The organism is Croceibacter atlanticus HTCC2559, from assembly GCF_000196315.1.
Classification (GTDB): domain Bacteria; phylum Bacteroidota; class Bacteroidia; order Flavobacteriales; family Flavobacteriaceae; genus Croceibacter; species Croceibacter atlanticus.
On sequence record NC_014230.1, the window covers coordinates 381,333 to 407,136 of the forward strand.

The following is a 25,804-nucleotide window of genomic DNA, read 5'->3' on the forward strand; positions in this document are numbered from 1 at the left end:
CTAAGAAAACCTGCTTTTTTATTAAATGTAGGAGCTTGAGAGCAATTATTAGTCTCTCCAAACTTTAATCACGTCAAATTTTATGGTACCGTTAGGTGTTGTTACTTCTGCAACATCTCCTTCTTGTTTACCTAGTAAACCTTTCCCTATTGGAGAGTCCACAGATATTTTACCTGATTTTAAATCAGATTCACTTTGCGCAACTAGTTTATAGGTCATTTCCGCACCATTTCCTTGGTGTTTTATCTTAACACTTGAGTGGATTAATACTTTAGAGGTGTCTAGTTGAGAATCATCTATCACTCGTGCATTAGATAGTACTCCTTCAAGCTTAGAAATTTTCATCTCTAACATACCTTGCGCTTCCTTTGCTGCATCATACTCAGCATTTTCACTTAGATCACCTTTATCTCTAGCCTCTGCAATAGCTTGAGACGCTTTAGGGCGCTCTACATCTCTAAGAAGATCCAGTTCATCTCTCAACTTCTTTAATCCTTCTTCTGTATAATAATTTACTTTACTCATAATGTTGTTTTCTTAATCTTAATAAAAAAGCCTTCTTTAGTTTCATTTGGCTTCTAAATACTCTTATTAAATAGCGGTTAAAAACACAATAACAATAGAAGCATTACGTTATAATCAACTGATATTTAAACACAAAAAATCCCATACACGACGGGATTAGATGTTCAAATATACATAATTTTTAGATGCTTGTCAATTATACTAACTTGCACAATTAAATTTTGATGATGAAAAACCTATTTATAGCTACACTTTTAATAGCAATACTATCTTCTTGCTCAACAGATGATTCTGCAAGAGATAATAATCCTAATTTAGTTGACTTAAACTTTGGGGCAGTTTATAACTTAACCTTACCACAATACAACCAATTAAATTTTGAAGGCAATAGTTTTCAAGACTATTCGGTTGGTATTTCTGGAATTAATATCTTTTATATAGGTAACGATCAATACTTAGCTTTTGAGCTTTCAGACCCAAATCATCCAGTTAGCGATTGTTCCAGGTTGGTAGTTACTGGTCTTACTGCAAGATGCCAATGTGATGATAACAATGCATACAACCTTACCAACGGACAACAAACAGAAGGTGGTCCTGGAACATACAGTTTAAGGATGTATCGCGCTGAGCTTAACGGAGACATCCTTACTGTATCTAATTAAGTTAAAATTTAAGTGTTGCTCCTAATAAAAAGTTAGCTTTTGCTTGCGGGAAAAATCCTGCTCCTTCAAAAGTTGTAATGCTACCGTCTTCATTTCCTCCATCGAAGGTGAAGTAATACCCATTATTTACATACTCTTCACTAAAGATGTTGTTTACCAATCCTGTTATCACTATTTCTTTAAACAGACTGTTTGTAGAGAAAGTATATTGCACATTTAAATCTGTTGTGAAATAGCTATCTAGTTTAGATAAAGGCGCTTCTACATTACTTAAATATTGTTCTCCTACATATTTATTAAGCATCTGTAACTCTAAGTTTTTAACCGGTATGTATTTAATTGCGTTTCCAGCTATAACATTAGGCGAATACGAAATTTCTGTATTGCCTAGGTTTACTAAGCTGCCGTCTAGACTAGTTACAAAATCTCTGTTTTTATTGGTACTTATAGCCATATTAGGATTCCATATTAGGTTTTTCAAAATTTGAACAGATGCATCTACCTCTAACCCTAATCTATAGCTTGAGCCACTATTAGCTCTAATTGGTGATCCTACATCATCTATTTCTCCAGTAAGCACAAGTTGATTGTTATAATTCATATAATACACATTAGTACTTATTTGAAATTTAGGATTGTTTAATCTCCAACCTAACTCAAAATCATCTAACTGTTCTGGCTCTGGATTACCGTTTTCAAAATCTGTGCGGTTTGGTTCTCTATTAGCTCGTGCATAAGATAAATACAAACTGTTTTCTGTATTTAACTTATAGTTTGTTCCTAATTTAGGATTAAAGAACGTATAGCTTTCATCTACATCTAAGTCGTCACTACCACCAATAGCTTCGTAATCTACTAGGCGTATTTGTGCGTCTCCATAAACACTCCATTTATCGCCAAACTTTAAAGTAGCTTTACTAAAGGCAGAAAATTCATTTTTTTCACTATCGCCATCATAATATCTGTCATAAGGTAAAAACCCAATAGGGATTTCTGTAGATAATATTTCGCCATAGTGATCTCCTTTATAGGTGCTATAAAAAGCTCCTGTTGTTACATCTAAACTTTCATTTTTGTAGTTTACACTTGCATTTACAGCTAAGAAATTATTATCTAACCAACGACGTCTTACATAATCTGTAGTTGTAAACTCTTCGCCATCTATGGTTACAGGATCTACGCCAAAAAAGTCTAATTGTGCATCTCCTGAAAATAAGATGTTTGAATAATAAAATTCATCTACATACTGCTCAAAATATCCTGCACCTCTAGTGTAGTTAAGTGCTACGTTAGTACTCCAGTTATTATTGTAACGCTCATTCCAAAGTAATTGATAATGATCTTGACGGTAATTATCTACTTCATTTTCATAAAACCCTTCAAAGTTTCCTTCGCGGTCAAATTGTTGTCCTACGGTATTAAATGTTCTGTCGCTTTGTAGCGTTGCCTCATCGACACCATAATAGGCCTGATAAGTTTCTTCAAAACCACCAAAGGTTATAGCTTTTATTAGTGTGTTATCATCTTTATAAGCTGCTTGTAAAAAATAACCCTTAAGATCAGATGTTGCACGATCTATATAACCATCTGAATCTATTTTGGACAAACGCCCTGAAACTGAAAAATGATCACTTAATGTTCCTGTTCCAAATCTAAGTGTTGCTTTACGAGTGTTAAAACTACCTACAGATCCAGACAGCTCACCATAAGCTTCATCTTTTACAGCATCTGTCAAGATATTTAAACTTGCACCAAAAGCACCAGAGCCATTTACAGATGTACCAACACCGCGTTGTAATTGGATGTTCTCTGTAGAAGAGGCAAAATCTCCTAAATTAACCCAAAATGTGCCTTGGCTTTCTGCGTCGTTATAAGGAATCCCGTTAATTGTTACATTTACACGAGTAGCATCACTACCACGCACACGTATTCCTGTATAACCAACACCAGCACCAGCATCACTAGTTGTTACAACTGCAGGTTGGTAGTTTAAGAGTATAGGAATGTCTTGTCCTAAGTTACGGTCTTCAATCTCTTCTTTAGAAATGTTTGAATACGTAATTGGTGAGTCTGCAGTAACTCTTACAGAACGCACTAAGACTTCATCTAAAATCTCAGAGTCTTCTAATAAGACAAAATTTGCAGTTACATCTTCTTCAAGATTAATAGTCTGCTCTTGTGTAATCATACCAACATAACTTACAACTATTGTATACTGCTCTTTTTCTAAAGAGAAGTTATAGTTACCTAGTGCATTGGTTTCTGTGCCTGTAGTTATTCCTTTAATAAAAATAGAAACACCTTCAATAGGCTCATTTTTAGAGTTTGTGACATTACCAGAGAGTTGAAATTCTTGCGCAAATGTGCTGGCAGACACAAATAATGCGCATAGTAGAATAGATACAGTTTTCATCCGTAACAAAAATTACGAATAAAAGGGGCGATTATTCTTAGGTTTAAAAAAATTAAATTATAAAGCTATTATAGCTTCTTGTGTTATTAAAACAGTAAAATTTTAGTCTATTTCGCAAAAAAAATAACCCATTGCAATATGCTTACAACAACTTAATTTGACTAAAAAAATATGTTTTAAAAATTTCCCTAAACAGCATTACCTGTTCTAGGTTCATTGGGTGTAATCTCAGCCGTATTAAAATACAGCACCCCTTTGAGATTTTGCGCAAAGATAGACATTGGTTTTAATCTGCAAAATCAATTTTATTAATTCCTTAGCATATCGCTATAAGAACTCTCTGTATTTTTGAAGCCTATGGATAAGACCAAAAATAGGTTTACTTTTAAAATCATACTTAGTTATGTGACCTTAGGGGTTTTAGCCCTTGTTGTAGGTTTTTTCTTGTATTCTGAATTTAAGTTTCTGCTTAAAACCAATACGACTACAACAGAAGATGAAAAATTTATAGAAACCGGAACACTTATAAATCAAGTTTACGAAACCGATGGCTTTTCCAGGCTTGCCTTGCTTACTGGTGAAGAGTCTGATTTTGAGTTATATCAACAAAAAGCAGACTCACTTTTTAATAAAATTGAGGAAATAAAAACCTTAACAGACATCCAATTTCAAAAGCAACAATTGGATTATGTTAAAGAGCTACTGCTTCAAAAAACTAAGAATATTGAGCAGCTACGCATTCTTAAACTTACCAATAGTAAAGACTCTTCTTTTGATGATATAGCAGAAGAATTTAATAAGCTAGAATCCTCTATGGGGAAACTCACAGTTGAAACGTTTATTAATAACCCCAATGATCTTACAGAGCGAGAACGTAGAATTTGGAGTAATTATGTAGAATACCTAAATCAATCTGAAGAGCGAGACACTGCCACTGTAAAGACAAAAGTTGTAGACTCTATGATTACTGCAACAAGATTTATCCTGGCTGAAGCTAAAAGAGAAAATTCAAAATCTAGAGAAGCGCTACAGCAAAAAGAGAATGAGTTAATTAGGAACGATCTAAATATTTCTGCACAATTGCGCCAAATAATTACTGCGTTTGATGCAGAGATAGCACGAAAAAATCAAATACAAGCGACCAAGAAAAGTGCTTCTGTAGATAGGACAAGTACAATATTAAAGTACTCAGGTGTTTTAGGAATATTTATCATACTCCTATTTACCTACATTATTTTAAATGATTTCTTTAAAGCAGAGCGCTTTAAAATATCACTCAAAAAATCTAAAGATTATTCTGAAGAACTTTTAAAAAGTAGGGAACAACTTATCTCAACTGTAAGTCACGATTTAAAAACACCCTTAAATACAATTGTAGGTTACTCTGATCTTATTGAAAATACAGACCTTACAGAAAAGCAACTATACTATGTAAACCAAATAACCAACAGCTCATTATACGTGACCAAGTTAGTTGATGACCTTTTAGATTTCTCTAAACTAGAAGCTGGTAAACTACATATTGAAACTATACCATTTTCTCTAGAAAGCATAATACAGCAAACTGTTGAAACCTCTAAAGATGTGCATCAACAAAAAAATGTAGCCATCCATCTTTATGTGGACCAAGCTATAAGCAATCAAGTTTTTGAAAGCGACCCACTACGTATTCGCCAAATATTAAGTAACCTAATTGGTAATGCATTTAAATTTACCGAAGAAGGTTCTGTTACAGTTTATGCTAAAATATTAGAGCAAAAAGCACAAGAATTTGAGATAGAAATAAAGGTAGTAGATACCGGAATAGGTATTTCTAAAGAAAAACAAGAACTTATATTTAAAGAATTTCAGCAAGCTGAAGCAGATACCATAAAACGCTTTGGCGGTAATGGCTTAGGTCTTGCCATTAGCAGGAAACTTACCAACTTATTACATGGAACCTTAACTGTAGATAGTACTCCAAACCAAGGTAGTACGTTTACATTAGTATTACCTCTCAAACTTTCTGAGAGTAAACTTAAGTCTGAAATTACCACGTTAACTAAAGCGGTAAAGTCTTTAACTGTTGTGGTTATAGATGATGATACAAGTATGACTAAGTTATTAGAAGAGCTTTTTGGCCAAATGAATATTACTTGCCACAGCTTTAATGCTTTTGAAGATTTTGTTGCTTCGCAAAATTTTGAATACGATTTTGTACTTACAGATGTTGAAATGCCAAAAACAAATGGTTTTCAGGTTTTAGAACAACTAAAGCGACACTTTAAAGCAAATTATAACGGACAGCCAATTGTAGCTATGACAGGTAGTAGAGAATACACCGTAAGATCTTTTAAAGAACAAGGTTTTTCTGGATTGTTGCACAAACCTTTTCCTAAGGAGAAGTTATATTCTGCCTTAAATCAATTATTTCCAGAACATATGGGAATACCTATTAAAATTGAAAGCGAAAAGGAAACAACACAACAAAGCACATTATTTAATTTAAGCTTGCTCAACTCTTTTCTTAGTACAGAAGACGCTTTAGAAGAAGTTTTGTTTTCGTTTTATAATGAAGTGAATATAGATTTACAACGTATGGCACTAGCCGTAAAAACAGAAGATTATACCGCCGTAAATGACATAGCACACAAAATGCTTACACTAACCAGACAATTAGAAGCTAAAGAGGTTGTAAAAATTTTAGATGTGTTAGAGTATGTAACTCAAGAAAACTTAAGGCAAGAAACATTAACGTCTCTATTTAACTCATTACAAGAAAAAGTAGAAAATTTAGTGACAGCTTTAAAGAATAGATAATTACAACTCTAAATTATAATGCTCCATCTTATTATAAAGAGTCTTTCTGGTAACATTTAGCAACCTAGCCGCTTTACTCTTATTGTAACCGGCTTCTTTAAGTGCATTAATAATAAGTTGCTTTTCATTAGTGTCTTTAGAAAAATCTTGAGTTGTTATTGGCGCTTGTCCCTTAAAGTTAACTACTTCTCTAGGAATTACATCTATTGGCACCAACTGCCCAGTTGTAAGTAAAACAGCTCTTTTAATAATGTTTTTTAATTCTCTCAAGTTACCAGGCCAGTTGTAGGATTTAAAAGCTTCTTCAACTTCCTTAGACAGGCCTACAACATTTTTATCTAAAGCTTTGTTAGCCATTTCTAAAAAGAACTCTGTAAATAAGAATAAATCGTCACTACGCTCTTTTAAGCTAGGTATATGTACAGAAAACTCATTTAGCCTATGGTATAAATCTTCTCTAAACTTACCATCTGCAACTGCTTTTAAAAGATCTTCATTAGTGGCAGAAATAATTCTAACATCTACCTCTATCTCTTTGTTGCTGCCTACAGGTTTTATTTTTCTTTCTTGTAAGGCACGCAAAAGCTGAACTTGGTTTTCGTAAGACAGATTACCAACCTCATCTAAAAATAATGTGCCTTTATGAGCAGCTTCAAAATGACCTTTTTTGTCATTTATTGCGCCTGTAAAGCTTCCTTTTACGTGTCCAAAAAACTCACTTGCAGCAATTTCTTTAGGGATAGCACCACAATCTACAGCTACAAAATTTTCGTTACTGCGTTTGCTAAAGTTATGAATAGCATTTGCGGCAACCTCTTTACCAGTACCACTTTCACCTTGTATAAGCACGCACATATCTGTTGGTCCTACAAGTTTTAGGTACTCATTAAATTTCTTAGAAGATTCACTAATACCTTTCACAAATGAAGAAGAGTCTGGAAGCTCACTCGTTTTGTGCTTTACGGTTTTAGCTTTAGGACTTGTTTCAACATTAAGTGTAGCATTTGTTTTAGATTTATTTTCTGCCTGCTCAATAACCATTAGCAATTCTTCTGGTCTAAACGGTTTTGAAATATAATCTAACGCCCCTTTTTTAATAGCTTCAACAGCTGTTGAAACTTCTGCATAACTTGTCATTAAAATAATGTTAGTATCTGCAGATACGCTTTGGCAATACTCCAAAAGATTAAGGCCGCTATCATCTGGAAGCTTTAAATCTGTTATAAGCAATTCATACTTTTGTTCTTCCATCTGCTTTCTAGCATGATTTCCGTTTAAGGCAGTACTTACCTGAAAACCCTTTCGTTCTAGAAACTTAGAAAGCATTTTACCAAAAGCAACGTCATCTTCTACGACTAATATTCGTTGTATCATTTCATATATGTATGAATTGTAAAAATAGAAAGTCTCCACACCTTTTGTCTTTAAAGTTATCATAAAAAAAAGACACCCATTTTACTGAGTGCCTCTTCAACGTATTAAAAACTAAATCCTGCTTCTATTGCTTTTTAATCCACTCGCCTTTGCTATTTGCATAAACGGTTTTTTCAGCTTTATCTGCAGTAGTTATGACAAGCTTGTACTCGTCCTTGTCATTTGCAAAGGCTTTAGTAAGAGTTGCCCCTTTAAAATCTGATGCAAATGCTTCTTTAACGGCTTGTGGTAATTTCTCTGCAGTAATTGCTTTGTAATTATCCTGAACAGCAACTGTAGTCTTCACTTCAGTCTTTGTCATTGCCATTGTTTCAGTTTTCTTTTCCTGTGCATTCATTGCTGTTAGTGTACCTAGAGCAATTGCAGCTGTTAATATGATCTTTTTCATAACATTTTTTTTGTAGTTAAACTATAATCTAGTTGGTGGTTATTTTTTCTTAATCCACTCTCCTTCTGCAGTTGCATAAACAGTTGCTTCTGTATCTTCTGCAGTAGTAAGGGTTAATTTATATTCGTTTTTACTGTTTATGTACGCCTTATTTAAGGTTGCTCCTTCAAAATCTTTTGATAGTGCAGTTTGAACCTCTTGTGGTAAATCTGTAGCTTTAATTTCTACATATTTTTCCTGTAATAAAGACTCTGCTTTTACCTCAACAGAAGCTTCTGTATTTGCTGCTACTGGTGTTGTAGCTTGTGCATTTGTAAATCCTATTGCTCCTAATGCGATTACCGCTGTATATATGATCTTTTTCATGATATCTAATTTTAGATTTATTTAATATTTCAAAGTTGTTAGGTATAAGGCTACAATTATACCAAGGCTTTAAAAAATTAATTATTAAGTAAGTTTTGATAGAATATTATAGATAAAAAAGTACATACCAGTACTTATAAAACAATAAAAACCAATGTATTACAGGTTTTGTTTTATATGTAGTTTATAAAAACACAACTAATTAGGTACAAAATATATGAAAGTTGAAAATTGGATATCAGGTGTGTAAACTTTAAAATTGTGTGTAATTGTTACACAAAAGATCTGTATAGTTTAGTAATCTAATCTTGGCTTCTGTCTATTTGCTTTTTTCTCAGATGTTTTTTTCTTTGAATTTAGGCGTTTTAGTTTGGCCATTTTAGAAGGTCTTGTCTTTTTTCTAGGAGGTTTTTGCTTAGCGTTCTTTTTGATAAGCTCTAAAAAACGTTTAATAACTATATCCTTATTTTTGTGTTGACTTCTTGAGTCTTGAGCCACAATAATAAGGACGTTATCTTTAGTTAGCCTTGAGGAAAGCTTTTCTAACAATATAAAACGTTCTTTTTCTGAAATTGCTTGAGATGAGTTAATATTCCACCTAAGCTCAACTGCTGTTTCTGTTTTATTAGCGTGTTGGCCGCCAGGTCCAGAACTTGTGGTAGTGTTAAACTCTACCTCTTCTATAAGTTGAGAGGTATTCATTAATTACTTATTTGGTGTGATTCTTTTAATAGATCTACCACAGTTTTTACAGGGTTAAATGTAGATAAGGGAACTTCTACAAAAATTGTATTCCAATGTGCCATAGAGCCATTCCACAAACCAGGACGTTCTAATGCTTTTATATCTTGGCCATTTATGGTCTTTTGATTTATAAAGCCTGCTTTATAATCTACATATTTAAGTAAGTCGAATTTTTCTCCTTTATAATTTCTTACGCTGCAAACAATATCTACAGGATTAAAATGTGTTGCATCATTAAGGCAACTCAACTGTCTTGGGTCTTCTTTGTTAATTTGAACAGATTCTACAATCTGAAGAGATATTTTACCGCTTTCATGTTTAACCCAAAAAGGACCGCCACCTGGCTCTCCTTCGTTTTTAACCATCCCACAAACACGAATAGGTTTATCAAGTTGTTCCCTCAAATATTCAATTTGATATTTTAAAGAGAACTTCTCAAAATCTTCGGACAGTATATTATTAAAGTTGTCTTGTAAAAAGTAAACAATCTCGTGTATAAATTCTTCTGTAGGGTTCGCGTTTTCATCTAACATCTCAAGAAACTTGAACGATGTTTGTCTTTGCTCTAAAAGCAAACCACCTAACATTTTCTTATAGTTGGCCACATCTTCTTCATATTGATATGTGACTACATTGTCTATATTTTTAATAAATATGATATCTGCATCTTGTTCATTTAAATTTTCAATTAATGCACCATGACCGCCAGGTCTAAATACCAGATTGCCATCGTCATCTATAAATGGTGTATTATCTAAATTAACCGCTACAGTGTCTGTACTTTTCTTTTGGTAAGACTCTGTGGTAATAAATGTCGTGTCAGTTTTATTAGAGACTATGTCTTTTATACGATCATACTCAGATTTAAACTTATTGTAATGGTTATTTGATATGGTAAAATGAAGATGCGCCTTTTTATTTGGAGCAGCATACTTAGAGGCCTCAAATAAATGTTCTGCAAAAGCAGATGCAGTATGTTCTTTATATTTATGAAAAGGCACCAATCCTTTAGGGAGATTTCCGTAGTTAAGTCCAGTTTCGCCTAATAAACACTCTACAATGCACACTTTTTTATCATCATCAGAAAGTGAATTATAATTTGGACAAGTTTTCTTTAGCTGCTGAAGTATAGCCTCATAAAATGGAAATTTTTCTAAGCCGACAAAAAAGAGCTTAAGTGTATTGTCTTTTGTTTTATTTATAAAGGCATTAATACTTTCTTTTGAAGGATTATAGGTGTCTAAAAACCGGTATAATGACTTAAACATTCTTGTAGCAGCGCCTGAAGCAGGAACAAATTTGATGACTTCAATATCATCTAGTTTTGAATTGTATAACTTAATATACGTCTGTTTCTTATCGTCTGAGATTTGAAGGATTCCGTTTTCTATTGTAGCACAGTCTGTCAAATTTATAAAAGGAATACCTTCCATGAAGGTTTGCAACTGGTTCTCAACCTGTTTTAACGTTAAACCGTGATTTTCTATTTGCTTAAGTTGCTGTGCTGTAAAATCCAAAATATTTGCTTTTATAGTGCCTCGCAATGCTCTATTGCAGTTTTTAAACGAGTTTCTACATTACCTTGTAATATTACATAATTACAATTATTTGCATCTAACTCATCCTTAAACTTTAAAAACATAGCTTTACGTTCATCAGGTTTATCCCTAAGATCGTCTGCTTCCCAAGGTGTATCAATATAGGTTAATAGATATAGGTGGTAATGGTGGTCATTAACAGCACCTAAGATTTCTTTGGGGCAATATTCGTTATAATATGCTTTGGAGTAAACTTTTATCTCACGAAGATTAGTATCACAAAACAAATATTTATTTGCAACGTTGGAAAGTTCATTCTCCGTATTAATTTGCCCTTTTGCAATTGGGATTAAATCTTCCTTTTCACAAACTGTTTGTGTCCTATCCCATTTGTCTTGTAAATATATTCTCATAAACTCAGGCACAGAAACTGTTTTAAAATGTTCTGCCAAAAGGTTTACTAAAGTAGTTTTTCCTGAAGATTCAGGACCGTAGAGAACAATTTTTAGGCAGTCTGAAGTCTGTTGTTTAAAATATTTTTCCAAGCTAAGTATCCAAATATTGAGATAATGACAAATATAACGTAAAGAAAACTGCTCAATGTTAAACCCTTGTAAAAATAGAGCGGCACACTAATTACATTTCCCATTAATAAAAACAGCCAGTTTTCTAGTTTCTTTTTGGCAAGCATCCACATACCTACAAAGAACAATCCTGTTGTAAGTATATCTATATAGGATACCCAACCCTCAAACTTTTCAAACACATAATATATTATGTATATAAACAACATTGTACTTAAAAATATTCCTAAACTATTCGTATAGTCATTTTTAGTAGCCTTTGTTATAGGTGTTGTTTGCGTTGGTGTAACTTTTCTTGTCCAAATATACCAGCCGTAAATACTCATTACAAAGTAGTAACCATTAATTATGGTATCACCTAGTAAATTGAATTTTAATAAGATGTAAACAAAGATTAAAGTACTTACTATTCCTGTAGGATACACCCAAACACTGTTGCGCATAGAGCAAATAGAAGATATTAAACCGAATACAATACCGGCAACTTCAAGACCTATAATATGTGTTTCGTAACCTCGATATTGCCCGAAGAAAAACTCAAAAATGGGGCTCATAATCGTGACGATCAGATTTTACGATTTTAATATAAAGTAAACCTCTCTCAACAGCCTCTAAAGCTATTTTCATTTCTTTTTGAAGAATACCCATCACCTCGTCATACTCTCCATATACTTGCGTACTTAAAGGGTTCTCCAATACTTTTAACCCTGAAGCTCTTAAGGATTTAATGAAGTTTATTATTGCTGGTTCAAAATCGTCTTGTAGTGGAGTTAGCGTTAGCTCGACTGAAATATTCATTATGGTTGGTTTGGTTTCAGTTATTTGTTTAGATAGCCAAATCTACGTAATTGATTATCGTTACTACGCCAGTTTTTGTTCACTTTTACATATAACTCAATATGGACTTGTTTGCCAAAAAACTTTTCCAAATCTTTTCGTGCTTCAACTCCTACTCGTTTTAAAGCACTTCCTTTGTGACCTATTATAATTCCTTTTTGAGAATCTCGCTCAACCATAATAATGCTTCGCATTTTTATGATTTCTTCTTCTTCAAAAAACTCTTCGGTATCTACCTCTACACTATATGGAATCTCTTTTTTGTAATGCATTAGAATTTTTTCTCTAATAATTTCATTTACAAAAAAGCGTTCTGGCTTATCTGTTAATTGATCTTTAGGGTAAAATGCCGGAGACTCTGGCATTACTTCAATAATTCTATTTAATACTTCAGAAACATTAAAACCTTCTAAAGCTGAAATTGGGTAAATTTCTGCAGTTGGCACTTTTTCTTTCCAATACTGCATTTGTTCTTCTAATTGATGCTGGTCTGAAGTATCAATTTTATTAAGTAATAATAATACAGGAATTTCTGCATTTGTAATTTTCTTGAAAAAGGCTTCATCTTTAAGACTTTGCTCTCCAATCTCCACCATATAGATAAGTACATCTGCATCTTCAAAAGCAGACTTTACAAAATCCATCATATTTTCTTGAAGTTGATATGCTGGTTTTATAATTCCTGGCGTATCACTTAACACAATTTGAAAATCTTCTCCATTTACAATTCCCAAGATACGATGTCTTGTGGTCTGAGCTTTGCTTGTTATGATGCTTAGCTTTTCTCCTACAAAGGCATTCATTAATGTGCTTTTACCCACATTTGGGTTTCCAATTATATTTACAAATCCTGCTTTATGAGCCATATTAAAACTTTTATACAAAGATACATTTTATTGCTCTAGTGTTCCTAAGGTTTTATGTCTTCTATAAGTGTTGTAATGAGCACTTCTATTTCGGGCTTTACGAGTTCTGGTGTTTGCCAGGCAATTTCATGTCCTGCATTTGAAATTGGAATTACAGTTATATTTTCGAAAACTTCTTTAGAGTAATTTATATTTCCAAATGGCACTACTTTATCTTCTGTTCCGTGAATATGAACTACGGGAATTTTTAATGTTTCCCAACCATCTTCAATCTTTTCTAATTCTTTAGCGTGCGTCGTCTTTTCATCTCCAGCAACACGGTAACCTGTTGGCACCAACCAACGCGTGAGCCACCATTGCGTTAGCCTAGATGCCCAAATTTTCTTTTCCTGATTTGGGTCTAATGCTGGAGACACCATAATTAGTGCTTTTACGCGTGTATTTAAAACAGCTATCCTTGCTGCTAATGGACCACCATAAGATGTTCCTACCAAAATAACATTCTCTAAGTTATAGTCATTAATTAACTCGTTCATAACTTTGGCTTGAGTTTTAATAGATGTAAGCTCATCTCCAAAACCAGAATATCCATAACCTGGCCTATCTACTGCATATAAGTTAGCTTTCTTTACTAATGAAGTGTCTATTAAATAATCTCGCCAAGCAGCCATTGAGCTAGGTGAACCGTGAAAAAAAATAACATTAATGTTATTGTTAGATTCTTTTACTGCTTGTACCCTAATGTTTCTATCTATTACTTTTGAATTGAATGTAGTAATTTCTGTAGGTATGTTTATAGCTTTATGCCTAAGGTAAACCTCTTCTGTAGTTTCTCTATATTGTAATGCTGTGCAAGAAGCGAATAAGACTCCTATAAGTATTAGTACTAATAACTGGGTTTTGGTTTTCATCTTCTTTTTGAATTCAGTTTTTATCTTGACTTTACAAATTAAAAAACTCTCAACTAGTGTTGAGAGTTTTAAGACTAATTTTTAACTATTTAAATAACTTAGAATGTGAAATCTAGACGTGTATAGTAGTATGCACCGCCAAATCCCATTTGAACTGAATCCCAATAACCACCACCTTCGGTTTCGCCATCATTTTGCTGGTCTGGATATTCATTAAATAAGTTATTACTACCTATACTAAGCTTAACTTGGTCTGTAATTTCATACCCAAAGTTTAAGTCAACAGTAAATTTTGCATCATATACATCTTCTGTTTCTGCAAAATCGATTAAAGTTATTTCTGAATATCTTGTAATCCCTAATGCTGTATTAAACTTATTTTTTACATAAGACATGTTTAAAGCAAACTTGCTATCTGGTGCAGAAGCTAATAAGAATGCTCGCTCTCTCGCACCGAAAAATGTATCTTCATCTAAGTTGCCATTATTTACATCCTTAATTTCAATACTGTTTATATTACCTAGTAAAGTGGCAGAAATTGAGCTGTCATCTAAAAGTTTCCTGTAAGAAAGTATAATATCTACACCTGTAGTTTCTGTATCTACGCCATTTACAAAAAACTGAGCTTCATTAACGTTGTCTATTTGTGGAGCATCAAAAGTACCAGTTAGTACTATACGGTCTTTAACACTCACAAAATAACCATCTATAGTAGCTGTAAAATCTCCAGCTTTAGCTGTAAACCCTAAAGATGCATTTGTAGCTGTTTCTTCTTTTAACTCTCCAATACCAAATGATCTGGTTACAGGACTATTATTTGCAGATAGTAGTGACTCTGTTGCGGTTCCACCTTGAAAATCTGTAAAGCGCAAGTTGTAATATACTTGTGCTAAAGATGGCGCCCTAAAGCCTGAGCTTAAAGATCCTCTTAAATTTATATTATCTGTAAGCTTATATCTTGAAGCCAATTTACCATTAAATGTGCTTCCGAAATCACTGTAGTTTTCAAATCTAACTGCGCCGGCTAAAAGAAACTTTTCTGTAACGTCTAATTCTGTATCAACATACAGAGAAACGTTAGACCTACTTCTATCTACTACGTTTTCCGGGCTATAGCCTGGAAAACCTTGTGAGCCACCAGGTCTTGGGTTACCAGTTCCTGGATCTATAGGTTGTTGTTGTGTTTGAGGATCTGTTATGGGTTGCCCATTGGTGTCGTAGGTTGCATAAGAACCTGTTTCTCCAGCAAAAATTGTAAATGTTTCTGTTCTGTACTCTGTACCAATTGCTAAGTTAAAACCATTAGCTATGTCTGCGTAATATTTTGAAAAGTCTAAGTTTATTGTGTTTTGTGATAAAGAATGACCACCAGCATCAAACTCTGTAGGAGAGTTTTCTTCTAAAGATGCATTTAGGGTTCCTTTTATGTAATAATGAAAGACATTTTTTCCGTAAGTATTACTTAAATCTACTTTCCAATCGTTTCCTAACTCAGATCGTACACCTGCTGCAAAAGAATTATCTGTAATTATAGATGTTATTCTTGGCGTAAAACCATTTGGATATATTTCTGTAACAACACGTTCTCCTCCATTTCTTGTAAATGCATAGGCATCTGTATCTCTATAATTTCGACCACCAAAGGCATAAACTTCGGTTTGGTCTGACACTGGGAAACTCAAGTTTCCGAATATATTAAATCCTTCAATCGCAGCTTCACCAAAACCTCTTCTAAAGTCATAACCTGGTCGTAGGGTCTTATTTTTATTTACATATTCTGTTGTAAAGTTTGCATAACCTTCCTCTCCAATTGCAACACCATAATTACCTGACACTTTTAGAGAACCACCATCTAAGCTTTGATCGTCTCCAATAGCATTTCCATCTCTATCTGTATCTAGCCTATTGCCGTCTGTGTTTGGAGTGCCGTCTGGAAAATCTCCTTTTGCATTTGTGTTATATGCACCATAGCTTACACTTCCAGAAAATTCATCTACATTATCTTTTAATACAATGTTTATAACACCTGCAATTGCATCTGACCCGTATTGTGCTGCTGCACCATCTCGTAAAATTTCTATTCGTTTAATTGAAGCTGCTGGAATGGTATTTAAATCTGTTCCTGTATTACCACGACCTCTAGTTCCAAAAATGTTTATTAAAGAAGATTGGTGCCTACGTTTCCCGTTTACTAATACTAGCGTTTGATCTGGGCCAAGACCTCTTAATGTAGCAGGATCTATATGATCTGCACCGTCTGAACCAGATTGCTTGTTGGCATTAAATGAAGGCGCTGCGTATTGAAGAAGCTCATTAATTTCAATTTTACCAGCTTGAGTTACTATGTCTGAAACTTCAATAACATCGATTGCCACTGGTGTATCTGTTGCTGTTCTTTTAGGGCTACGTGATCCTACAAGCTGGACAGAGTCTAAGGTATTACCTTCTTGAAGTGTTACATTAATTGTTGTTTGTGAGTTTACTGAAATTTCTTGAGTTTCAAAGCCTACAAAGCTTATTACAAGGACAGCATCATTTGGTACTGTAAGCGTGTAATTTCCATCAAAATCTGTGGATGTACCATTAGAAGTGCCTTTTTCAATAATATTGACACCTGGTAAAGGGCCGCCGTTAGAGTCTGTAATTGTTCCCGACACAGAACTTTGAGCAAATGTAAAGGCTGTTATAAATAAACAGCCCAGTGTAAAAATTAGTGTTTTCATAATTTAGTTGGTTACGGTTAATTGCCTTTGAAATTACCCAAAAATTATGACTTTCACTAAAATATTATTGTTTTACCTGTATTTACTTAAGGCAATCTTACACAACCAATCAATAAAACATAAGATTTTAAAATTTAATACGTGATTGATAAAATTTCCAATTCACGAACCTCGCCACCTAAATTAAAACTCACATTTTCATTCACTTTTGCACCAATAATTGCAGAAACCAATGGCGCAACAAATGCTATTTTCTGTTTTTTAATATTTGCTTCATCCACACCAACTATTTGAAATTCCTGAACCAGGTTAGATGTTTTGTTCTTTAGCTTTACTGTAGCCCCAAACCTAACCTCATCTTTTGGTTGGTCTTTAGGATCTAATAACCTTGCTGAAGCCAAGCGTTCTTTAAGCTGATTCATCTTTGCAGTAATTACGGCTATTGCGCGTCTTCGTTCCTGGTCGTCTTTAATGCCTAGATTAGCTTGCTCTTCTGCCAATTGCTTAAGTTCTGTTTTTAATTCTTGCAGGCCATTTGGCGTTACATAGTTAGTTACACCATTTGGCAAAGCTGCTCTTGGTGGTATAATTGGTGCTTCTTCCTGATCATCTTCTTTTACAAATCCTCTACTCATAACGTTTATTGAAATGGTTTATTCCTACTTCTATCATACAACACAATGCTTCCTGCAACAGCAACATTTAGACTAAATTCAGATTTAAATTGAATTAAGAAGTGTGACCTGTCTATAGCTTCTCGAGTTAACCCATGATCTTCTGCCCCTAATAAGTATACACAGCGTCTTGGATGTTCAAAATCTTCTAATTGTATTGCTGTTTCAGTTTTTTCGACACCTACAATTCTTACACCTTTTGGAAGGTGGTCAAAAAAATCATTAAAATCTTTATAATGATAATACGGCATAGATTTCACCGAATTGTGTGTGTCACTTGCTTGATGGGCATATCTCTTACCTATTGTAAAAATAAAGCTAGCGCCTAAGTTCTGGGCTGTTCGCCATAAAACACCTAAATTTTCTGGAGTCTTGCCATTTAAGATTCCTATTCCAAAAAAGTCTGTTGTAAAGTTGTTCGGTTGCATCTTACAAAGATAAGTATAGTTTGCAACACCCTATAAATACTAAACTATTATAGGTTTGATATCTTAGTTACTTCTTTTTTATAAAAAGATAATATCCATTTACTAATAAAATAGCAACATTGGTAATTATAATGGGAATGCTACCTAGCAAAATGCCGTAAACCACAAAAAATGCGCAACCAAAGGAGTTAACTATTCTTAACCTTATAATGTTTCTAAAGAAAAAAGAAAATAACACTAATGCACTCGCAATGTAACCTATAAGCTCTATGTAATTGAAATCCATAGTTTAAATATTAGAGATAAAAAAAGCTCCAGATTTCTCTGAAGCTTTGCTAGTAGCGGGAACTGGACTCGAACCAGTGACCTTCGGGTTATGAGCCCGACGAGCTACCTACTGCTCTATCCCGCGATTTGTATGTCTGTTTTTTACTTGGTTTTGCAACCTTCAAATCATAAGCTTGACAAAAAACAATTCCCTTTCGTTTGATTGGGATGGCAAATATACAACCTATTCACAATCTGACGAAATATTTTGACTATTATTTTTGAAAATATTATTGCCCTAAATTTTGAGGCTCAAATTGTACTAATTCGTGATTTTCGAACTTCACTTCGACTTCAATAGGGTTGCAGCACACTTCGCAATCTTCAACATAAACTTGCTGTCTTACAGAAGTGTCTAAGAGCATTGAAATTGTTTCCCAGCAATAAGGGCATTGAAAGAAGTGTTCGTACATATCTTAAAGTTATGAATAAAATAAGACACTTAAAACTCTACATTTAAAAGCTGGCCTGTAAGCCTTAGCAGCTCTAGCTCGGCTAACTTAGCATCATATTTCGCTAAGTTTTTATTGGTCTGAACGTTTATTAAGTTTATTTGTGCCTGCCTAAATTCAATAGAAGAAATTTGACCCAGATTTAAACGTTCTCTGGAGCGCTCAAGGTTATTTTGATTGGTCTCAACGTTTTGCTCTTGTATCTTATAAATTTTCAGAAGGTTTCTATAATTTCCTAAGGCATTTGCTATATCTCTGTTTACCTGTAATTCAAATTGCTGTTCTTGCAATTTCTGAGAATCATTTAAAATCTTAGCGTTCTTTATACCTACAATGCTTCTACCACCATCAAATAAGTTCCAGGTTAAATTTGCGCCTACAGTTAAATTATTTCCTCTAGATACAGAACCTGGAAAAAAAGCTGATGCTGGACTGTTAACCCTGTTCCAACCGTAACTTCCTGTTAAGCCCACACTAGGTAACAACAAGGCTTTATTCGCTTTAATTTCAAAATCGCTAATTCGTGTTTGGCTTTCAGCTTGTAATAGCGTAACATTATTAAATTCTGCTTTTTCAACAAAGCTTTCTAAAAGCAAATCGTTTTCAAACTCCACTAATGTGTCTACTTGAAAACCTATAGTTTCTAATTCGCGGTTAAGCACAACATTTAAATCTCTTTTTGCATTTAATAACTGTTGTTTTGCATTTAAGACAATTACAGAGTCTGTCACTACATCCACTTCTGCTTGGAGGACTTCTAACTTGGTACTTTGCCCATAATCAAACCCATATTGTGATCGTGTAACGCGTTTTTGAGAAATTTCTAAGGCTTGTTTAAATACTTCTAAATTTTCTGTTAATCTAGCTACATCAAAATAAACCGAAAATAATTGCAAGGTTGTGTTTTCAATAGTTTCGCGCGCTTGAAGCTCTGTTAAGTTGTAAGTTTCTTTAAGTTGCTTGTAGTTATAAAAACGTCCTAACCCATCAAAAAGCAAATAATTTACATTAAGTGATGCATTGTAGCTTTGTGATTCTGCTCCTTCTATCTCTGTATTAGGTCTTGGACTACCATCTTCATTGAAGGCACCTGGAAACTCTCTTGTTTCGTTAGACCTATCATATTGAGCATTAGCATTTCCTGTAAGTGTTGGCAGGTATCCTGAGTTTAAAACACTTTGGTTGTTATCTGCAACCTCTACTTGATTTTCAGCAATTTTAATCCCAAAATTATTAACTAGCATTTGAGATATAGCTTCTTCCTTACTCAACAAGTCCTGACTAAAACTTGTTACAGAAAAAGTTATAGCCAATAACAGAAATGCTGACATGTTTTTATACTTCATCATTGTACCTCATCATTTGTATTAGTATTGCGTTCTGAAATACTGTTACCGTTTGCCTCATCTAATTCTTTTTGCCTTTTCTCTTCATCATTCTTTTCCATTATTGCTCGCTCAACAGATTCTTTACTGTACGTTTTCCCTGTAAGCAACCATTTCCCTTTTGTCTTTGCTGAATTGGTTAAAGAGATTAATAGTGGCAAAATTAATAACGTGAGGAATGTTGCAATAAAAATACCATAAGAGATAGATATTGCCATTGGTTTTAAAAACTGGGCTTGTCTACTTTTCTCAATTAATAAAGGTGCAATACCTGCTATAGTTGTAAGTGATGTTAAGAAAATAGCTCTAAAACGAGATTTACCTGCTTCTGTAAGTGCTTTATCAAAAGACATGCCTTCCCGTAGATAACTATTAAACTTACCTATTAACACCAAGCCGTCATTCACCATAATTCCAACTAAGGCAATTATTCCTAATAGTGATAAAATATTTACAGGGAAACCGTGTAGGTAATGACCCCAAGCAACTCCAATTATACTAAAAGGTATCATAATTATAAGTAGCAAGGGCTGGCTATAACTTCTAAAGGTAAATGCTATAACAGCATAAATTAAAAACAAGATAACTGGAAATACATTTATAGCTGAATTAGTTAACTTTTCTGCTTCTCTATTTTGACCTTCATAAGACACTGAAACACTTGGATACTTAGAGAGAATTTCTGGTAAAATATTTTCATCTATATCTGCAAGAATATCTGTTGCACTTGCATTTGGGTCACCCAAATCTGCATTTACCTGAATTTCTCTTAAACCTTCTAAGTGAGCTATAGATTCTGTTCCTCTTCTAATTGTATAATCTGCTATTTCACCAAATGGCACTCTATTACCATCTTGGGTTATAATGCGCATATCATCTAAATCATTTATAGACTCTCTGTTTTCTCGATCATACCTTACCCAAACTTTAATTTCATCTTGCCCACGTTGAAAACGTTGTGCTTGCAGGCCAAAGAAACCAGCTCGAACTTGGCTCATAACTTCTCTTAAATTAAGGCCCAAAGCATAAGCATTATCATTTAATGTGATACTTATTTCTTTTATTCCTTCTGGGTCTGTATCAGTAACATCTTTTAAAGTAGATTTTTCTTGAAGAATTGTCTTTAACTCTTCTTTGGCACCCTCTAATTCTTCCAAATTATTTCCTAAGAGTGATACAGAAATAGGGCTTCCGCCAAAGTTACCGCCAGAACCAAAGGTTAGTTGCTCTACACCATAAACTTCGCCAACTTCATCTCTTATAGCATTTGTTATTTCTGGAGAACCAAAATCACGTTCTTCGCCAGGCAATAAGTTTACCCGTAGCGAAGCTTTATTATTTCCAGGACCTACTCGACGTACAATGTTTTTAACCACATCTATATTTCCTGTTTGTCGCTTTGTAAATTCTTCATTTACTCTCCAGGCAGCATCTTCAACCAAAGAAATAATACTATCTGTCTTTCTTGGATTTGTGCCTTCTGGCATTAATAAGTTTATGCTAACACGATCGCTAGCTATACTTGGAAAAAGTGTAACCTTTACAACACTTCCCATTAAGGAACCAATAGTTAACAATAACAACGTCCCTAAAATGGCGAAACTTAAGAAGCGGTTTTTTAGTGTTGCTCTTAATACAGGTTCGTAAAGTTTATCACGCAAATAGCTCATAAACTTATCACCATACTCATTAAACTTTCGCATTTTAAGAAAGAATTTTGCTATGCCTTTCTTATTGCGCTTTTCTTCTTCAGTCTCTCTAACTAATGCTTTTGAATGGGCTATGTGTGCCGGTAAGATAATTAGTGCTTCAACCAACGACACCACAAGTGTTAGGATTACAACGGTAGAAACTTCTCCAAAAAACTGGCCTATTCTACTATCTAAAAACAAGAATGTAGAAAATGCTAAAATAGTGGTAATTATAGCAGATAGTATTGGTGGCAACACTTCTAAAGTTCCATCTATGGCTGCTTGTACAGGCTTTTTGCCCATTTCATAATGCTGGTAAATATTTTCTGAAATAACAATACCATCATCTACAAGAATACCTATAACGATAATCATCCCGAATAATGATAATACATTAATCGTAACCCCAAATGATCCAGCGAACATAAACATTCCTAAAAATGCAATTGGTAACCCGAAAGCTACCCAAAATGCGAGTCTCGTATTTAAAAATAAAGACAGGAAAAACAATACCAGCAAAATACCTACTGCGCCATTCTCAATTAAAAGCTGTGTTCTTTGGTTTAACGTAATACTTCTGTCATCTTCAATTATAATTTGAAGTGCTGTATATTTTTCATTAAACTCTTCTGTATAAGCTCTTACTTTTTCTGCTGCAGAAATTAAGTCTTCATTATTTGTGGTTGAAATATTTACACTTACTGCAACCCTTCCATTTATATACGAAGCATTTGGAGTTTCTGAAAACCGGTCTTTTACCGTGGCAACATCTTCCAGGTATATCTGTGTGCCGTTAGGTTGAGATTTTACAATTAGTTTATTTAACTCATTACCGTAGTAAGATCGATTGTCTGCTCTAATAAGAAAATCTTCAGCATCTGTTTTTATATTACCACCAGTTGTAATTATGTTAGCTCTAGAAACAGCGTCTGCAACTTCTGCAAACGATAAGTTGTAGGCTAGCAAATCATTCTCTCTAACTGCAATCTCAATTTCCTCGTCTGGGTAACCATCGATAGTTATTTGTGACAAGCCATCCATTGCACGTAAATCATACTCTACCTGTCTTGCAATTTGTTTTAACGTTGCAAGATCTACATCATCTCCACTAATAAAGAAATCTATTGTTTCTCTTATATTTTCCTGTTTTGCAACCACTAAAGGTTCCATACCCGTTGGAAAATTAGGAACACGATCTACAGCATTCTTAACTTCAGAGAGCATGACGTCTATATTCTCATCTGGATCTATCTCTACAGTAATGCTACCTCCATTTTCTCGAGATGTAGAGGTAACGCGATCTACACCTACCAAGCCTTTAAGGTTGTCTTCAATTTTTAAAACAATACCTTCCTCAATTTCCTCTGGCGCTGCACCAGGATACGTTACACTTATTGTTATAATTTCAGATTCTAATAACGGAAAAAATGAGGACTGCATTCTTAGCATGCCTACAACACCAAAAATGATAAATGCGATGATCATTATATTCACCGCAACGTGATACTTTATAAAGTAACTTATGACATTTCTCATAACTACTTAGTTGTTTCTGTAACAGTTAGAGAATCTTGTTTTACACTATTTGTTTCTGCAGAAGGTTCGTTAGACACTACTTTTACAAGCATACCATTATAAGCTCCAGATACTGGTTTAGACAAAATAACCTCGCCATTTGGAACACCTTTCACTACTGCCTTTTTATCTGAAAAATAAACTGGGTTAACAGTTAGGCTAACTAATGTGCTATCTTTTACTGTAAAAATTTCATTACGGTCATTAACTAAACCACGATCTATAGATATTGCATTTTTAATAGTTCTTGCTTCTAATTCAGCTTGCAAATACATGCCTTCTTTCAATGTATTATTAGACACTTCGATAAATGCACTAACTGTTTGTGTTGCTTGATCTATACTAGCATTTACTCGACTTACTTTTCCTTTATATGTTTTTGTCTTATTAATGTTAGATAGCTCTACATTTTCTCCAACTTCAAGTAAATCTGCATAATCTTTATTTAAGGATACTTGTAATTCATAAGTGCTTGTATCTATAAATTCACCTAATTTTTGTCCAGCTCTAATTAGTGTTCCTTCTGTTACTAAAGCTTCTGTAAGCACACCTGTAAAAGGTGCTGAAATTCTATACTTGCCTAAACGCTGCTCTAAGTTTTTTACGTTGTAATATGTTGTTAGGATACCACGCCCATTTATAAAATATTTTTCTTTATCGTTGGAAATCTCTGGTAGTTTAGGCGTTGTTTCATTTATGTTGAAACTATTTAAATACGCTTCCCATTTAGGAAACACATCTGGATAGTCTAATCGCAAATCTGGCATAATTGCCGTGATTTGATTGTATAAATTACTTTTTGAAGATTGAACAGATGCATAATATTCTGAAGCATCTATACTAATTAAAGTTTGACCTCTTTTATATTCTTGACCAGCTTTAAATAAATTAGAGCTGTTCTTAAATATACCTTGTACCTCTGCATAAAGCTCTACTCTACGCTTAGCCACTAAATTACCATTAGCTGGTATAATTATAGGGACATCTGTGTTTTTAATAGTATCTACAAAAACTGTTTTTACTACTTTTTTTATTTTAGGAGCCTCTTTGTCTTTACTATCGGCAATAGCTCTCATAGCAAAGAATGCAGCAATTAAGAGCACTCCTGCTATAATATATAATATAGTTTTACGCATGTATAGTTGGTCTTTGAAGCTTAGATGTGTAAAAATAAAGAGGGTTTAATGCAGAATTGTTAATGTTATCCTAAAACCCTAAGGCTTCATTAGGATTTAACGGTTGTTAAGCCTTAATTTTTAAACCTATAAGTATAACCTAGGCTAATTTCAGAAAAATCTGCCTGACCTAAGTTCGCATTAATATGTGCAGACAAAAACAAGTTATGTTGTGGCGACTTGTTATTAGTAATCAAATAATATTTTACACCTAGCCTACTTGAAATGGTTCGTTTTAATTTATAATACGAATCTAAATCTGCATATACATAATTTCCGCTATCTGCTCTGTAGCCTTGTGTTATTTGCCACTCTAACTTATAAAACGGTTTATATAGATTTAAACCCAGATCTAGCTCTACACCAAAATGACCTAGAAGTAGCTCTGCAGTTCCAAATACTCCATAATTTGTTGAATAAGCAAAAGCGTTGTCTTTAAAGTTTGGGTATTGACTATTAATTAAAGCTTCTTCATCTTTAATATAATCATAGAAATGTTGATAATAACGCGCATAGAAACCACCGCCAAATTTAAAGGTTTTATTAATTACTTTCCCTATTTCAAAAGCTACCGTATACACTTCTTTCTTGGTGTTTATTGAGTCTGAAAGTGTGTTATAACCTAATCCAAATCTACTTGATGTGTATGTTTCGCTTTTTTGCTCAAGTTTGGGTTTGTGTGGTTTTACACTCTCTACTTTTGAAGTGTTAATAGTAGCAGACACACTTGCCAACAAAGAATTTAATCCTTGGTTAGGTAAGCGCGTGTGGCCATTGGAGTGATGAATGTACCCTAAACCTAGACGCCAGTTGGTAAGTTTATCTTTTAATACATTGTAATATAAAAATGATCTAAATGACCAATTAACTTTAGTTGTAATTGCTCTGTTTAAAGGATTTGCTTCAAAATCATATTGGGTGTTCATATATGAGGCTCCATAACCAACGTTGAGATTAAAGTTGTCTGAATGTTTTTTAAACACAGAAAACTCAACAAATGGCATAACAGTAATTGCTTGGCCAACTTGATCTGGGTTACCAAAATCTATAACAGCTAAAGAGAGTCCTGTTTTAGGGTAGTTTAATCTTACAGCCCAATCTTGCTCGTTATCTAAATTGTACATTCCAAAACTAAAAAATAAAGCCGTCTGTAAATTTGTATTAGGAAAGTCTGTATTGGCTGGAAGTGTTTTACCAACTAAGATTTCTGGAGACAAGTAATATAAATTATCAACATTTTGAGACGATAATACATTACTGATAATCAATAGCGCTATGACAAAAAGAATTGTTTTTCTCATCTATTT

23 protein-coding genes and 1 tRNA gene are annotated in these 25,804 nt (G+C 33.8%); 2 read left to right on the forward strand and 22 right to left on the reverse strand.

The genetic code is table 11. The features are described from left to right. Positions 1-48: 48 nt before the first annotated feature. The gene (gene greA / locus CA2559_RS01515; RefSeq protein WP_013186066.1) at positions 49-525 is read right to left on the reverse strand and encodes a transcription elongation factor GreA; all 477 of its coding nucleotides are present in this window, start codon (positions 523-525) and stop codon (positions 49-51) included. Positions 526-749: 224 nt separating this feature from the next. On the opposite strand from greA, the gene CA2559_RS01520 reads away from it, so the two are divergent. Next, positions 750-1,187, forward strand: coding sequence for a hypothetical protein (locus CA2559_RS01520; protein WP_148232764.1), 438 nt, complete (start codon positions 750-752; stop codon positions 1,185-1,187). Position 1,188: 1 nt separating this feature from the next. Here CA2559_RS01520 and CA2559_RS01525 read toward each other — a convergent pair whose 3' ends face one another. Next, the gene (locus CA2559_RS01525) at positions 1,189-3,600 is read right to left on the reverse strand and encodes a TonB-dependent receptor (RefSeq protein WP_013186068.1); all 2,412 of its coding nucleotides are present in this window, start codon (positions 3,598-3,600) and stop codon (positions 1,189-1,191) included. Between the two features lie 357 nt (positions 3,601-3,957). Here CA2559_RS01525 and CA2559_RS01530 point away from each other — a divergent pair, with 357 nt between their 5' ends. Beyond that, complete coding sequence (locus tag CA2559_RS01530) at positions 3,958-6,399, forward strand: hybrid sensor histidine kinase/response regulator (protein WP_013186069.1); 2,442 nt, start codon at positions 3,958-3,960, stop codon at positions 6,397-6,399. Here CA2559_RS01530 and CA2559_RS01535 read toward each other — a convergent pair whose 3' ends face one another. The 20 genes from CA2559_RS01535 to CA2559_RS01625 form a co-directional block, all read right to left on the reverse strand. Next, on the reverse strand, positions 6,400-7,770 hold the full coding sequence (locus tag CA2559_RS01535; RefSeq protein ID WP_041241070.1) for a sigma-54-dependent transcriptional regulator: 1,371 nt from the start codon (positions 7,768-7,770) through the stop codon (positions 6,400-6,402). It lies immediately after the preceding gene. Between the two features lie 127 nt (positions 7,771-7,897). Further along, on the reverse strand, positions 7,898-8,221 hold the full coding sequence (locus tag CA2559_RS01540) for a hypothetical protein (RefSeq protein ID WP_013186071.1): 324 nt from the start codon (positions 8,219-8,221) through the stop codon (positions 7,898-7,900). 39 nt (positions 8,222-8,260) lie between these two features. Further along, entirely contained in the window at positions 8,261-8,587 is a 327-nt protein-coding gene (locus tag CA2559_RS13500) for a hypothetical protein (RefSeq protein ID WP_013186072.1), read from the reverse strand. 294 nt (positions 8,588-8,881) lie between these two features. After that, complete coding sequence (arfB, locus tag CA2559_RS01550; protein ID WP_013186073.1) at positions 8,882-9,289, reverse strand: alternative ribosome rescue aminoacyl-tRNA hydrolase ArfB; 408 nt, start codon at positions 9,287-9,289, stop codon at positions 8,882-8,884. Continuing rightward, positions 9,289-10,848: a DUF4301 family protein gene (locus CA2559_RS01555; RefSeq protein WP_041241072.1), complete on the reverse strand. Its 1,560-nt coding sequence runs from the start codon at positions 10,846-10,848 to the stop codon at positions 9,289-9,291. Before CA2559_RS01555 ends, arfB begins: the two co-directional genes overlap by 1 nt. 11 nt (positions 10,849-10,859) lie before the next feature. After that, positions 10,860-11,414, reverse strand: coding sequence for an AAA family ATPase (locus tag CA2559_RS01560; protein ID WP_013186075.1), 555 nt, complete (start codon positions 11,412-11,414; stop codon positions 10,860-10,862). After that, a complete protein-coding gene (gene pnuC / locus CA2559_RS01565) occupies positions 11,375-12,007 on the reverse strand; it encodes a nicotinamide riboside transporter PnuC (RefSeq protein ID WP_013186076.1) in 633 nt (210 codons plus the stop codon). Before pnuC ends, CA2559_RS01560 begins: the two co-directional genes overlap by 40 nt. Beyond that, positions 11,991-12,251 carry a thiamine-binding protein gene (locus CA2559_RS01570; RefSeq protein WP_013186077.1) on the reverse strand — a complete coding sequence of 87 codons (261 nt, stop codon included), beginning with the start codon at positions 12,249-12,251 and terminating at the stop codon, positions 11,991-11,993. Before CA2559_RS01570 ends, pnuC begins: the two co-directional genes overlap by 17 nt. A 20-nt stretch (positions 12,252-12,271) precedes the next feature. After that, complete coding sequence (era, locus tag CA2559_RS01575) at positions 12,272-13,156, reverse strand: GTPase Era (protein ID WP_013186078.1); 885 nt, start codon at positions 13,154-13,156, stop codon at positions 12,272-12,274. Between the two features lie 44 nt (positions 13,157-13,200). Further along, the gene (locus CA2559_RS01580) at positions 13,201-14,067 is read right to left on the reverse strand and encodes an alpha/beta fold hydrolase (RefSeq protein WP_013186079.1); all 867 of its coding nucleotides are present in this window, start codon (positions 14,065-14,067) and stop codon (positions 13,201-13,203) included. A 98-nt stretch (positions 14,068-14,165) separates the two neighbouring features. Beyond that, on the reverse strand, positions 14,166-16,790 hold the full coding sequence (locus CA2559_RS01585; RefSeq protein ID WP_013186080.1) for a TonB-dependent receptor: 2,625 nt from the start codon (positions 16,788-16,790) through the stop codon (positions 14,166-14,168). Positions 16,791-16,924: 134 nt separating this feature from the next. Next, a complete protein-coding gene (locus CA2559_RS01590) occupies positions 16,925-17,425 on the reverse strand; it encodes a GreA/GreB family elongation factor (RefSeq protein ID WP_013186081.1) in 501 nt (166 codons plus the stop codon). 5 nt (positions 17,426-17,430) lie between these two features. Beyond that, positions 17,431-17,892, reverse strand: coding sequence for an RNA methyltransferase (locus tag CA2559_RS01595; protein ID WP_013186082.1), 462 nt, complete (start codon positions 17,890-17,892; stop codon positions 17,431-17,433). Positions 17,893-17,959: 67 nt separating this feature from the next. Beyond that, entirely contained in the window at positions 17,960-18,178 is a 219-nt protein-coding gene (locus CA2559_RS01600) for a YgjV family protein (protein WP_013186083.1), read from the reverse strand. A 53-nt stretch (positions 18,179-18,231) separates the two neighbouring features. After that, positions 18,232-18,304 (reverse strand) — tRNA-Met (locus tag CA2559_RS01605). 145 nt (positions 18,305-18,449) lie between these two features. Further along, entirely contained in the window at positions 18,450-18,632 is a 183-nt protein-coding gene (locus CA2559_RS13650) for a CPXCG motif-containing cysteine-rich protein (protein WP_083798851.1), read from the reverse strand. A 29-nt stretch (positions 18,633-18,661) separates the two neighbouring features. Further along, the gene (locus tag CA2559_RS01610) at positions 18,662-20,017 is read right to left on the reverse strand and encodes a TolC family protein (protein WP_013186085.1); all 1,356 of its coding nucleotides are present in this window, start codon (positions 20,015-20,017) and stop codon (positions 18,662-18,664) included. Then, positions 20,017-23,283 (reverse strand): efflux RND transporter permease subunit, encoded by a 3,267-nt coding sequence (locus CA2559_RS01615; protein ID WP_041240848.1) that lies wholly within the window; start codon positions 23,281-23,283, stop codon positions 20,017-20,019. Before CA2559_RS01615 ends, CA2559_RS01610 begins: the two co-directional genes overlap by 1 nt. Positions 23,284-23,285: 2 nt before the next feature. Then, a complete protein-coding gene (locus CA2559_RS01620; RefSeq protein WP_013186087.1) occupies positions 23,286-24,458 on the reverse strand; it encodes an efflux RND transporter periplasmic adaptor subunit in 1,173 nt (390 codons plus the stop codon). 113 nt (positions 24,459-24,571) lie between these two features. Then, the gene (locus tag CA2559_RS01625) at positions 24,572-25,798 is read right to left on the reverse strand and encodes an acyloxyacyl hydrolase (protein ID WP_013186088.1); all 1,227 of its coding nucleotides are present in this window, start codon (positions 25,796-25,798) and stop codon (positions 24,572-24,574) included. Between the last annotated feature and the right edge of the window lie 6 nt (positions 25,799-25,804).